Genomic DNA, 12,214 nt, shown 5'->3' with positions numbered 1-12,214 from the left:
TTAGGGCGGGGGCCCCTGCGCCCGCTGCGTTGCAGGTCACGGAGGGGGTCAAGGACGGTAAACGACCGAATCCGGCCCCCCTCCGAAGCCCTGCGCCCCGGCCCGCGGCCGCCTCAGGGATGCGTCATCCGCAGGACGTCCAGGGCCTCGTCCAGCTGCTCCAGGGTGAGGTCGCCGCGGTCCACGAAGCCGGACTCCAGGACGACCTCCCTGATCGTCTTGCGTTCCGCGAGGGATTTCTTGGCGACCTTGGCGGCCTCCTCGTAGCCGATGTAGCGGTTCAGCGGCGTCACGACGGAGGGCGAGGACTCCGCGTACTCCCTGGCCCGGGCGGTGTTGGCGGTGATCCCGTCGACCGTGCGGTCCGCGAGCAGGCGGCTCGCGGACGAGAGCAGCCGAATCGATTCGAGCAGGTTCTTCGCCATCACCGGCAGCATCACGTTGAGCTCGAAGTTGCCGGCGGCGCCCGCCACGGCGACGGTCGCGTCGTTGCCCATCACCTGAGCGGCGACCATCAGCACGGCCTCCGGAACCACCGGATTGACCTTGCCGGGCATGATGGAGGAGCCGGGCTGGAGATCCGGGAGATTGATTTCGGCCAATCCGGTGCGCGGCCCGGAGGCCATCCAGCGCAGGTCGTTGCAGATCTTGGTGAGCGAGACGGCGATCGTACGGAGCATGCCCGAGGTCTCCACCAGCGCGTCCCGCGCACCCTGGGCCTCGAAGTGGTCGCGGGCCTCGGTCAGCGGCAGCCCGGTCGCGGCGGCCACCTCGGCGATCACCGCCGCGGAGAACCCGGGCGGGGTGTTGATCCCGGTGCCCACCGCCGTGCCGCCCAGCGGCAGCTCCGCGAGCCGCGGCAGGGCCGCGTGCAGCCGCTCGATGCCGTAGCGGACCTGGGCCGCGTACCCGCCGAACTCCTGGCCCAGGGTGACCGGGGTGGCGTCCATCAGGTGCGTCCGGCCGGCCTTGACCACGTGCTCGAACTCGGCGGCCTTGCGCTCCAGCACGATCTCCAGGTGCCGCAGGGCCGGGACCAGCTCGTGCGTGACGGCGGCGGTGGCGGCGATGTGGATGGAGGACGGGAAGACGTCGTTGGAGCTCTGCGAGGCGTTGACGTGGTCGTTGGGGTGGACCTGAACGCCGTCCATGCGCTCGGTGGCCAGGGTCGCGATCACCTCGTTGGCGTTCATGTTGGACGAGGTCCCGGAGCCGGTCTGGAAGACGTCCACGGGGAACTGGTCGTCCCAGCGGCCGTCCGCGACCTCCGCGGCGGCCGACCGGATCGCCGCGGCGATGTCCTCGTCCACGACGCCGAGCCGCGCGTTCACCACCGCGGCCGCGGCCTTGATGCGGGCGAGCGCCTCGATGTGGGCGCTCTCCAGCCGCTGCCCCGAGACGGGGAAGTTCTCCACCGCGCGCTGGGTCTGCGCACGCCATTTGGCGTGCGCGGGGACCCGTACGTCACCCATGGAGTCGTGCTCGATACGGAACGCTTCGGCCTGCTGATCGTCGGTCATCTTTGCAGCCTCCTCAAAAACTTGAGCAATTGTCTTGTTCGAAGTGTTCCCAACTCCCCTACCGGCCAGTAAATACCGGGGGTAACACTGACAGCCGGGGAGGCGTCCATGCCACGTACAGGTACGAAACCCATGCTCAGATCTACCTTCGCCGCGGTCGCGGCGATCGCGGCCGCCCTCGGGGGCGTCACCGCCATCACCCCGATGGCCCAGGCCGCGACCACGGCGGGCACCACGGCGGGGGTCGTCACCCCGCTCTCGCCCGAGCTGGAGGCCATCCGCGCGGCGGAGGCCACCAAGATCTACGGCGACCCGGCCGTCCGCCCGCTCGCCGAGCGCAAAACCGGCCTGATCTCGCTCGGCGACAGCGAGATTTCGGGCGAGGGCGTCGGCAACTACGACCCCGCGACCAACACCTCGTCCAACCAGTGCCACCGCTCGCCCGACTCGGCGATCCACCGCACCGGCATCCCCGCCGACCTGACCTTCAACGTCGCCTGCTCCGGCGGGTACACCGGCAACATCCGCATCGGCGGCAGCAAGCAGTACGCCGACGAGCTGGTCCAGAGCGACAACCTCGCCATCAAGGCGCGCAACACGAAGATCAAGATGGTGCTGCTGGTCGCCGGAGCCAACGACGACCTCCAGTTCGGCCCCGTCATGACCGACTGCGTCACCCGCTGGGTGCTCAGCCAGGGCACCTGCGAGCCCAAGTACGGCCCCGGCTGGCAGGCGCGCGTCGACGGCCTGAAGCCGAAGGTCGAGGCCACGGTCGCGGACCTCAAGACGGTCATGCGCGACGCCGGATACGCCGACTCCGACTACAAGCTCGTCGTCATGGGCTACCCCAGCCCCATCGGCCCCGACTTCTACGACAACCCGAACTTCCCCGGCAAGCTCCCCGGAGGCTGCGCGGGCTACGACTCCGACGCCGCCTGGGGCCGCAACTACGCGGTGCCCACCTTCGAGAAGGGCATGCGCGAAGCCGCCCGCAACTCCGGCGCCCTCTTCCTCGACAACTCCCGGCTCTTCCACGGCCACGAGGTCTGCATGGAGGACACCTGGGCCCGTGGCCTCTATCTGGACCTCGGCGACCACTTCCCGTGGGACGAGAACACCGCCCGCCAGTCCTTCCACCCCAACTACCGGGGCCACGGCGCGTTCGCGTCCTGCCTGACCCAGCTCTACAACTCCGGCCTGCGCGAGGCCTCCTGCGCCGACCCCGCGAGCACCGGTACCCCCGTCCTCCAGGCCGGCGCGTGGGACTCCCTCTACGCACCCCTGAAGAACGAGGCGACCGGCAACTGCGTCGACGCCAAGGGCGGCTCCAGCGCCAATGAGACGGCCGTCCTCGGATGGGACTGCCACGGCGGGCGCAACCAGGGCTGGTGGTACGACACGGCACGCAAGTCCGTCCACATCGAGCTCAGCCACGACCGCTGCCTCGACGCCCCCGGCGCCAACTACGGGGCCGGAACCGGCCTGATCATCTGGAACTGCCACGGCGGAGCGAACCAGCAGTTCGTCCGCGACGGCGCCACCCTCCGCCCCGCGGCCGCCCAGGGCATGTGCCTGACGGTCGCCGCCGCCCACGACCCGCTGCGCCTGCAGCCGTGCAACGGCTCGGCCAACCAGCGCTTCGCTTAACCCCGGCACCCCCCGAACGACCCCGAACGACCCCCGCCGGATCCCCGCAAGCACCCCCACACCCGGCCGGCGCACCCCGGCCGGGTGGTTCCAACTCCTGTGGCACGCTTGCCCGGTGATCATCACCGCGATATCCGTGCTGCTGGCCCTGCCCGCTGTGGCATTCGCCCTCGTCAAAGCCGTCCACCTGGCGGTGACCCGCCGACCGGGCATGAGCCGAACGGCCGCCGGCCAGTGGAGCGAAGCCGCCATGGTGTGCCTGAGCCTCGCGGTCATCGCCTTCGCCTGGGGCAACCTGAGAGGCTTCTCCTCTCGCCCCACCCGCCCCTGCCTCGACGCGCTCACCGCGCAGCACGGCCCGCAGAGCCACCGCACCCCGGACGCCGACATCAAGATCGACCAGTCGTACTTCCCGGTGTCCACGGAGTGCACCTTCCCCGGCGGCGTCCGCGTGGAGGTCGTCCCGATCTGGGTCAACCCCCTGCTCATGGCGTCGCTGGCGGGCATTGCGTACTGCACGGTGAGGGCCGTACGGTCCCGCCGGCAGGTCAGCGCGACTCCAGGAGCTTTCGGACCTCCCGCGGCCGGTTGGTGATGATCGTGTCGACCCCGAGCCGCACGCACAGCTCCACGTCCTCGGGCTCGTCCACGGTCCACACGCGCACCCGCAGCCCCTTGGCCCTCAGCCGCCCCACCAGCCCCGGATCCCGCCGTACGAGGTCGATGCCGGGTCCCGCGTGGGTCGCGAACGCAGGCCGTACGGGCCGCACCGCCCGCTCGATCAGGTAGACGGCCGGCAGCCCCGGCACGAGCCGGTGCATCCGCGTCAGGGCGTTCCGGGAGAAGCTCATCACCTCGACGCGGCCCGAGGCCCCGTCCGCGAGCCCGTACTCCTTGAGCATCCGCGCCAGCTCCACCTCCAGCCGGCCCCCGGCCCGGCTCGGGTGCTTGGTCTCCACGGCGAGCCCCACGGGCCGGTCCGCCGCCAGTGCCTCCCGCAGCAGGTCCTCGAAGAGCAGCACCCGCGCCCCGGCGTGCTCCTCGCCCTTCCACCGGCCGAAGTCGAGCGCGGCGAGCTCCGCGTACGTCATCTCCGACACCACGCCCCGCCCGTCGGAGGTCCGCTCCACCCGCCGGTCGTGCACGCACACCAGCTTCCGGTCGGCGGTGAGCCGTACGTCGCACTCGAGCGAGTCGGCCCCGTCGGCGATGGCCTGCCGGTAGGCGGCCATGGTGTGCTCGGGGTGCTCGTGGGAGGCCCCGCGGTGGGCGACCACGCGGATGGCGCCGCCGGAGGTGGGGAGGGACAGTCGTGTCATGCCCCGACGGTATCCGGATGCGGTGGACACCCCGGCACCGCATGATGCCCGGATGGCTGAACAGTGGATGGACGGGTACGCGCACTGCGAACCCTGTGAGGAATGCGTCCAGGAGGCGTGGCAAGTCATCGACGGCGGAGTGCTGCGCTGGGAGGCGTACGACTTCTGTCCGAGCGACGGCTCCCTGGCCTGCGACCGCGGCCGGGGCGTGCCGCCGCCCTGGATCAGGGAGCGGATCGTGGCCCTTGAGGGCACGGTACGCCTGCCGGTGGGCGGGCCCGACGGGGTTCCGATCGCGCTGCTGCGCCGGGTCTACGGGCTGACCATCGCCGAGGTCGCCGCCGCCCGGGCCACGGGGTGGGAGGCCACCCCGGTCGAAGCCCGTTTCCTGGCGGAGTCGGCCGGAGCCGCGGACCCCGGCCAGGCGTACTCCAGCCCCTCCGGCGGTTGAGGAGCGGGGGGCCGGGGGCGGAGCCCCCGGTTTCGGGAAGGGGCGGGGTGGGGGGAAGAGCCCCGCGCAGCGGCGACGGCCCGGCGGGGGAAGCCGCTACGGGGCCGGGATCGGGGACAGCGGGGCCGGGGTGACCTTGAAGCTGCCCTTGGTGACCTCCGTGAACGGCGCCGGGGCCATGCACGTGCCCACCGCCCCCTCCGCCACCGTGCCGTCCGGCTTCACGTCGACGTTGGCGACGGCCCAGGAGAAGCCGAGGCGGTCGGGCTCGCCGCGCTGACCGTCCTGGACGCTGATGCCGATCCGCTTGCCCTCCCAGCCGACGTTCGAGCTCTTGACCACGGCGGTCAGGGTGGCGGTCCTGCCGCCCGTGACCAGGCAGTCCACCTCCGCCTCGGCTGTGCCGGTGAACCCGTTCGCCTTGAAGTGGTGGGAGATCGTCACCCGGCCCCGGGCATCCGTCGGCAGGCCCTTGTCCAGGCCCGGCGCCGGATACGGCCTGCTCCACGGGACCGACTCGGCCTCGACCGTGAAGCGGATGTCGTCCTCGGGGGAGTAGGGGAAGAAGATCGTGCCGCCCCCGTGGACGGAGGCCGCCTTCGCCCGGTCCGCGGCTGGCGCGGCCGGGGCGGGGGCCGCCGCGACCAGACTGGCCACGAGGGCGGCGGCGGTCCCTGCGAGGACGAGGGTGCGGGTGCGGTTCTTCATCGTGAACTCCCGTTGCGCGTCGGCTGTTTGGGTACGGGAACAGCCTCGTCGGGAGCCCGCCCGCCTGCCATCTGCCGATGGGCGGACATGCGCGAGGGCCCCTCCCCCGAACGGGGGAGGGGCCCTCGGTACCGCGATGCGCCGTTACAGGCCCGGACCGCGCACGGGGATGTGCGTGAACGTCGGCTCCGGGGCCGGGTTCTGGAAGAAGTCGTTGCCCTTGTCGTCCACGACGATGAAGGCCGGGAAGTCCTCGACCTCGATCTTCCAGACCGCCTCCATGCCGAGCTCCTCGTACTCCAGGACCTCGACCTTCTTGATGCAGTCCTGCGCCAGGCGCGCCGCGGGGCCGCCGATCGAGCCGAGGTAGAAGCCGCCGTGCGAGCCGCACGCGTCCGTCACCTGCTGCGAGCGGTTGCCCTTGGCCAGCATGACCTTGGAGCCGCCCGCCGCCTGGAACTGCTCGACGTAGGAGTCCATGCGGCCGGCCGTGGTCGGGCCGAAGGAGCCGGAGGCGTAGCCCTCGGGGGTCTTCGCGGGGCCCGCGTAGTAGACCGGGTGGTCCTTCAGGTACTGCGGCATGCCCTCGCCCGCGTCCAGCCGCTCCTTGATCTTGGCGTGCGCGATGTCGCGCGCCACGACCAGCGGGCCGGTCAGGGACAGGCGGGTCTTGACCGGGTGCTTGGTCAGGGTCGCGAGGATCTCGTCCATCGGCTGGTTCAGGTCGATGGAGACCACGTCGGCGGACTCGTCCAGGTGGGAGTCCGTGGTGTCCGGGAGGAAGCGCGCCGGGTCCGTCTCCAGCTGCTCCAGGAAGACGCCCTCGGCGGTGATCTTCGCGACCGCCTGGCGGTCCGCGGAGCAGGAGACCGCGATGGCGACCGGGAGGGAGGCGCCGTGGCGGGGGAGGCGGACGACGCGGACGTCGTGGCAGAAGTACTTGCCGCCGAACTGCGCGCCGATGCCGATCTTCTGGGTGAGCTCGAAGACCTGCTGCTCCAGGGCCTCGTCGCGGAAGCCGTGGCCGAGCGCGGAGCCCTCGCGGGGCAGCTCGTCCAGGTAGTGCGCGGAGGCGTACTTCGCGGTCTTCAGCGCGTGCTCGGCCGAGGTGCCGCCGACCACGATCGCCAGGTGGTACGGCGGGCAGGCCGCCGTGCCGAGCGAACGGATCTTCTCCTCCAGGAACTTCATCATGGAGGCCTCGTTGAGGACCGCCTTCGTCTCCTGGTAGAGGAAGGACTTGTTGGCCGAGCCGCCGCCCTTGGCCATGAAGAGGAACTTGTACGCGCCGCCGTCGGTCGCGTACAGCTCGATCTGCGCGGGCAGGTTCGAGCCGGTGTTCTTCTCCTCCCACATGGTGAGGGGGGCCATCTGCGAGTAGCGCAGGTTCAGGCGGGTGTACGCGTCGTAGATGCCGCGGGAGAGGGCCGCCTCGTCACCGCCCTCGGTGAGGACGTTCTGGCCGCGCTTGCCCATGACGATCGCCGTGCCCGTGTCCTGGCACATCGGCAGGACGCCGGCCGCCGCGATGTTCGCGTTCTTGAGGAGGTCCAGCGCGACGAACTTGTCGTTCGAGGAGGCCTCGGGGTCGTCGATGATGCGGCGCAGCTGCGCGAGGTGCGCGGGGCGCAGGAAGTGCTGGATGTCGTGGATCGCCTCTTCGGCGAGCTTGCGCAGCGCCTCGGGCTCGACCTTGAGGAACGTACGGCCGTCCGCCTCGAAGGTGGACACGCCCTCGGCGGTCACCAGCCGGTAGGGGGTGGTGTCCTCGCCCAGGGGCAGCAGGTCGGTGTACGCGAACTCCGGCATTGTGTGGCCATTCCTCACTCGGCAGACAGCACTGGCGACCAATTGGCAGCGCGGTCATCCAGCGTAGGACCTCTCGACGCGCCCGTGGTTGTGAGGTAAGGCTCACTCGGGGCGCGCTCTGCGCCACTCAGGAGTATCGCGATCTATCGTGTCTCGCTATGCTGGCCGGCGTGGACCTGGAAAAGCACCCCGCCGCCCCTGCCTCCGCCGCCTCCGAGCTGCGCGCCTCCGACGCCGACCGGGACCGGATCGCGCAGAGGCTCGCCGACGCCCTCGCCGAGGGCCGGCTGAACTCCGAGGAGCACTCGGAGCGCCTGGACTCGCTGTACGAGCTCAAGACGGTCGGCGAGCTGGAGGTCCTCGTACGGGACCTGCCCGCGCCCGGCACCGGCAACGGCCTGCCCGCGTACGCGGCGGGAGCCGGTGCGGCCGTTCCCGCCGCCTACATGGAGAACGTCGTCGCCGTGTGCAGCAGCGCCGCCCGCAAGGGCCGCTGGCGGCCGGGCGCGCACACCCGTGCGGTCTCGGTCATGGGCGACATCGAGATCGACCTCACCGAGGCCGTCTTCGAGCAGCAGGTCACCGAGATCAACGTGACCTGCGTGCTCGGCAACGTGGAAGTCCGGGTTCCGGAGAACGTCACCCTGCGCGGCTACGGCAGCGGGATCCTCGGCAACTTCGAGGTGCGCGGCGAGAGCCGCGGGGAGACCGACCCGCAGGCCCCGGTGGTGATCGTCCGCGGCTTCGCCCTGCTCGGCAACATCGAGGCCCGGCCCAAGCGCGGCGCCCGCCTGGTCGACCTGGCCCACAAGCTGCGCAAACGCCTCGACGGCTGAGCCGGATCCTCAACACGCCCTGAAACAAAGGGATTCGGCCGCACGCGCAATCGTAGGATCCGGCGCATGACCGTATCCAAGTGGGATCTGCTCGACCAGGCACACGAAGCACTCCGCGCCACCGTCGCCGGGGTGCCCGCCGACGGATGGGACCGGCCGACGCCCTGCGAGCAGTGGACCGCCGGCCAGGTCCTCCAGCACGCCGCCGGAGACCAGCTCGCCTACGCCTCCCGCCTCACCGGGGGACCCGGCCCGGCCGAGGACCCGTTCGCGCCATCCGGTGTCCTGACCGCGGCCCCGGCGCAGCTGCTGGAGCCCGCCCTCGCGGCGGCCGCCGAGGCCTTCGCCGGGGTCGCGCCCGGCACCGCCGAGGTCGCGGTGCCGCTGCCCCCGTTCTCGGTGTCCGCCGAGACGGCCGTCGGTGCGGCCGCCCTCGACGCCGCGGTGCACGCCTGGGACATCGCCGTGGCCACCGGCCAGCCGTCGCCGCTCCCCGCGGACCTGGCGCGCGCCCTTCGGCCCGCCGCTGAGGCCCTCGCGGAGCCCCTGCGGGGCTTCGCCTACGGCCCGGCGCTGCCCGGCGCCCCCGCGCCCGGCGACGACCCGGCCGGGTCGCTGCTGGCCTACCTGGGGCGCGATCCGGGCTGGGCGCCGGAGGGGGCGTGAGGGCCCCGGCGGCAGGGGCACGTTTCGGACGAAGGCCGTGCGGCCGGTGGTGCACGGTGCATAGGGGCGCGTACAGCGGGTAGGGACAGGTGCATCGTCTCTCGCTCGCGTCTCGCTCGCGTATACGTCGTCAGGAGTAGACCGTGCCGCATCCGCCGCATCAGTCCCTGCAGGCAGCCGCCGTCCAGACTCTTCAGGGGCGTGCGGCGCCGGCCGTGCCGAAGCCGCGGACTCCGTCGCGGGAAGAGGACGGTCCCTGGCATGCGGAGGCGGTGTGCCGCCGGGACGAGGCGGGGCTCTTCTTCGCGCCGTCGAAGGAGCCGACCGCGGCCCGGCTCTCCCGCGAGGAGGCCGCCAAGCGCGTCTGCGCGCGCTGCCCGGTGATGGTCTCCTGCCGGGAGCACGCGCTGCTCCAGCCCGAGCCGTACGGCGTCTGGGGCGGCCTCACCGCCGCCGAGCGCCGCGTGATCCTGGCCCGGATGCGCCGCCGGGCCGCCGAACTCCGCCAGACCCCGGGCGCCGGCCCGATCGCCGCCGCGGGCTGAGGCGCCCGCCCGGAGCGGGCGCGGGCCGCCGACGGCCCCGCCGGTGGCGCCCCCGGGCACGGGCCCGCGGGGGCCGCACAGCGGACACGGAGGAGGGGCGGCCACCGCAGTACGCGGTGGCCGCCCCTCTCGTCGCGCCGTGCGGGCCGCAGGCTACTTCGCGCGGTCGAAGTCGATCGCGCTGTACGCGCGCAGCTTCGACAGGCGGTGCGTCGAGTCGATCTGCCGGATCGTGCCCGACTTCGAGCGCATGACCAGCGAGGACGTCGTCGCCGTCTCGGAGCGGTAGTGCACGCCGCGCAGCAGCTCGCCGTCGGTGATGCCGGTGGCGACGAAGAAGACGTTCTCGCCGGACACCAGGTCGTTCGTGGTCAGGACGCGGTCCAGGTCGTGGCCGGCGTCCAGGGCGCGCTGGCGCTCGGCTTCGTCCTTGGGCCACAGCTTGCCCTGGATCGTGCCGCCGAGGCACTTTATGGCGCAGGCCGAGATGATGCCCTCGGGGGTGCCGCCGATGCCGAGGAGCAGGTCCACGCCGGTGCCCTCGCGGACGGCCATGACCGAGCCCGCGACGTCGCCGTCGGAGATGAACTTGATCCGGGCGCCCGTCTCGCGGATCTCCTTGACGATGCCCTCGTGGCGCGGGCGGTCCAGGATGACGACCGTGACGTCCTCGACGGCCATGCCCTTCGCCTTGGCGACGCGGCGGATGTTCACCGAGACGGGGGCGTTGATGTCGACGAAGTCGGCGGCCTCGGGGCCGGTGACCAGCTTCTCCATGTAGAAGACCGCGGACGGGTCGAACATGGTGCCGCGGTCGGCGGCGGCCAGGACGGCGATGGCGTTCGGCATGCCCTTGGCGTTCAGGGTGGTGCCGTCGATCGGGTCCACGGCGATGTCGACCTCGGCGCCGGTGCCGTCACCGACCGCCTCGCCGTTGAAGAGCATCGGGGCTTCGTCCTTCTCGCCCTCGCCGATGACGACGACGCCGTTCATCGAGACGGTGGAGATCAGGGTGCGCATGGCGTTGACGGCCGCGCCGTCCGCGCCGAGCTTGTCGCCGCGGCCGACCCAGCGGCCCGCGGCCAGGGCTGCGGCCTCGGTCACCCGGACGAGTTCCAGGGCGAGGTTGCGGTCGGGGGCCTCCGGAGAAACTACGAGCTGAGGCGGCAGGTTGTGCTCGGTCATCCGAGGGCACCTTTCTGGGTCGGCGACGGCCGGTGAAGTGAGGGTGCTGGAACTCTATCGTCAGGTCGACAAATTGAGCAGACCGGGTCACGTATGAGCGGTATATCGGTCAGCCGATTGGCCTGAGCGGACACTCGCGGCGCTCCGGGGCGGCCCCCGCCGGTGATCGCCGGCGGCGATGCGGGACGATGGTGCCGTGGCAGGTATGAAAGGCAAGCAGACGGTCTGGGACATGGTCCGGTCGCTGGCGGTGATCGGCGTCGTCGTGGCGGGGATCTACATCTTCGTCCCCCATGACGACAAGGCCGACCCGACGCGCACGGTCGACTACCGGGTGGAGACGATCACGGCCCGGCGTGCGGCCCCCTACCCGGTGGCCGCCCCCGTGGGGCTCCCGGAGCAGTGGCGGGCGACGTCGGTCTCGTACGAGCGCAAGAACGCCAACGCCTGGCACCTGGGCTTCCTCGATCCGGAGCAGCAGTACGTGGCGGTGGAGCAGTCCACGGACACCTCTGCCAAGAACCTGGGCCGGATCACCCAGCAGGCGAAGGCCAGCGGGCAGACGCAGCAGGTCGGCGACACGGCCTGGGAGCGCTGGGACGGCGAGAAGTACGACGCCCTCGTGCGCCAGGAGCAGGGCCACGTCACGGTGGTCACCGGGACGGCCTCGTTCGAGCAGCTGGGCGCGATGGCGGCGGCGCTGGAGTTCAAGCAGGGCAAGTAGGCGCGTCGAGCGCGTGCGCCGCGCGTCGTGAGCCGTGCGCCGCGCGTCGTGAGCCGGCGCCGTGCACCGCGCATGCGGAAAGGCGGCCCGCCCCGGATGTCCCGGGGCGGGCCGCCTTTCGCGTACGTGGATCCGGACTCAGACCGTGGTGACGACCTGGTCGAACTCCAGGCGCGGGGAGCGCGGGAACCAGGCGTCCTCGCCCGGCTTGCCGATGTTGATCACCATCAGCGGGGTGTGGTCGGCGTCCAGGAACTCCTTCTGGAGGCCCTGGAAGTCCAGGCCGGTCATCGGGCCCGCGGCCAGGCCGGCGGCGCGGATGCCGAGGATGAAGTACGCGGCCTGCAGGGCGGCGTTCACCAGCGCGGACTGCTCGCGGACCGGGCGCTCGGAGAAGAAGGCGTCCTTGGCCTGCGGGAAGTGCGGCAGCAGCTGCGGGAGCTCCTCGTGGAACTCGTTGTCCGCGGAGAGGATCGCGACCAGCGGGGCGGCGGCGGTCTTGGCCTGGTTGCCCTCGGCCATGTGCTTCACGAGGCGCTCGCGGGCCTCGGGGGAGCGGACCAGGGTGATGCGCAGCGGGGTCTGGTTGAAGGCGGTGGGGCCGTACTTCACCAGGTCGTAGATCGCCTGAACCTGCTCCTCGGTCACCGGCTCGTCCGAGAACGTGTTGGCGGTGCGGGCCTCGCGGAACAGGAGGTCCTGGGCGGCGGAGTCAAGAACGAGAGACATGCGGAAAGCCTTCTTCCATACGGAGGTGAAGCGATGTCCCCGACACTACGACCCAGATAGATGAAATTTCAACTA

The 12,214-nt window shown here is 71.6% G+C and carries 13 protein-coding genes; 7 read left to right on the top strand and 6 right to left on the bottom strand.

All coding sequences use genetic code 11. The annotated features are described in order from the left end of the window. Positions 1–113 precede the first annotated feature (113 nt). Entirely contained in the window at positions 114–1,520 is a 1,407-nt protein-coding gene (locus ACIGFK_RS05885; protein WP_376661230.1) for a class II fumarate hydratase, read from the bottom strand. Between the two features lie 108 nt (positions 1,521–1,628). Between ACIGFK_RS05885 and ACIGFK_RS05880 the strand changes: the two genes are divergently transcribed. Further along, entirely contained in the window at positions 1,629–3,167 is a 1,539-nt protein-coding gene (locus ACIGFK_RS05880) for a ricin-type beta-trefoil lectin domain protein (protein ID WP_400050701.1), read from the top strand. 115 nt (positions 3,168–3,282) lie between these two features. After that, entirely contained in the window at positions 3,283–3,762 is a 480-nt protein-coding gene (locus tag ACIGFK_RS05875; protein WP_400050699.1) for a hypothetical protein, read from the top strand. Here ACIGFK_RS05875 and ACIGFK_RS05870 read toward each other — a convergent pair. Further along, the gene (locus tag ACIGFK_RS05870) at positions 3,716–4,486 is read right to left on the bottom strand and encodes a glycerophosphodiester phosphodiesterase (protein WP_400050697.1); all 771 of its coding nucleotides are present in this window, start codon (positions 4,484–4,486) and stop codon (positions 3,716–3,718) included. The two genes, ACIGFK_RS05875 and ACIGFK_RS05870, sit on opposite strands and share 47 nt — an antisense overlap. Positions 4,487–4,538: 52 nt before the next feature. Here ACIGFK_RS05870 and ACIGFK_RS05865 point away from each other — a divergent pair, with 52 nt between their 5' ends. After that, positions 4,539–4,937: a hypothetical protein gene (locus ACIGFK_RS05865; RefSeq protein ID WP_400050695.1), complete on the top strand. Its 399-nt coding sequence runs from the start codon at positions 4,539–4,541 to the stop codon at positions 4,935–4,937. A gap of 96 nt (positions 4,938–5,033) precedes the next feature. Here the strand turns inward: ACIGFK_RS05865 and ACIGFK_RS05860 are convergent, their stop codons facing one another. Further along, on the bottom strand, positions 5,034–5,645 hold the full coding sequence (locus ACIGFK_RS05860; RefSeq protein ID WP_376661225.1) for a hypothetical protein: 612 nt from the start codon (positions 5,643–5,645) through the stop codon (positions 5,034–5,036). Positions 5,646–5,789: 144 nt separating this feature from the next. Further along, on the bottom strand, positions 5,790–7,454 hold the full coding sequence (locus tag ACIGFK_RS05855) for a fumarate hydratase (protein ID WP_376661224.1): 1,665 nt from the start codon (positions 7,452–7,454) through the stop codon (positions 5,790–5,792). A 170-nt stretch (positions 7,455–7,624) separates the two neighbouring features. On the opposite strand from ACIGFK_RS05855, the gene ACIGFK_RS05850 reads away from it, so the two are divergent. From ACIGFK_RS05850 to ACIGFK_RS05840, 3 genes are all read left to right on the top strand, one after another. After that, complete coding sequence (locus ACIGFK_RS05850; protein ID WP_376661223.1) at positions 7,625–8,290, top strand: DUF1707 domain-containing protein; 666 nt, start codon at positions 7,625–7,627, stop codon at positions 8,288–8,290. Between the two features lie 66 nt (positions 8,291–8,356). Then, positions 8,357–8,956, top strand: coding sequence for a TIGR03086 family metal-binding protein (locus ACIGFK_RS05845; protein WP_376661222.1), 600 nt, complete (start codon positions 8,357–8,359; stop codon positions 8,954–8,956). A 143-nt stretch (positions 8,957–9,099) separates the two neighbouring features. Continuing rightward, positions 9,100–9,501, top strand: coding sequence for a WhiB family transcriptional regulator (locus tag ACIGFK_RS05840; protein ID WP_376661221.1), 402 nt, complete (start codon positions 9,100–9,102; stop codon positions 9,499–9,501). Positions 9,502–9,654: 153 nt separating this feature from the next. On the opposite strand, the gene glpX is transcribed toward ACIGFK_RS05840, so the two are convergent. Continuing rightward, entirely contained in the window at positions 9,655–10,686 is a 1,032-nt protein-coding gene (glpX, locus tag ACIGFK_RS05835; protein ID WP_376662492.1) for a class II fructose-bisphosphatase, read from the bottom strand. A 205-nt stretch (positions 10,687–10,891) separates the two neighbouring features. Here glpX and ACIGFK_RS05830 point away from each other — a divergent pair, with 205 nt between their 5' ends. Then, on the top strand, positions 10,892–11,410 hold the full coding sequence (locus tag ACIGFK_RS05830; RefSeq protein ID WP_400050838.1) for a DUF4245 domain-containing protein: 519 nt from the start codon (positions 10,892–10,894) through the stop codon (positions 11,408–11,410). A 138-nt stretch (positions 11,411–11,548) separates the two neighbouring features. On the opposite strand, the gene ACIGFK_RS05825 is transcribed toward ACIGFK_RS05830, so the two are convergent. Then, entirely contained in the window at positions 11,549–12,139 is a 591-nt protein-coding gene (locus ACIGFK_RS05825) for a malonic semialdehyde reductase (protein WP_376662440.1), read from the bottom strand. Positions 12,140–12,214 lie beyond the last annotated feature (75 nt).

The sequence above is a fragment of the Streptomyces sp. NPDC085524 genome, from assembly GCF_044541755.1.
Taxonomy (GTDB): Bacteria; Actinomycetota; Actinomycetes; order Streptomycetales; family Streptomycetaceae; genus Streptomyces.
This window is presented reverse-complemented; position numbering and strand designations above follow the sequence as displayed.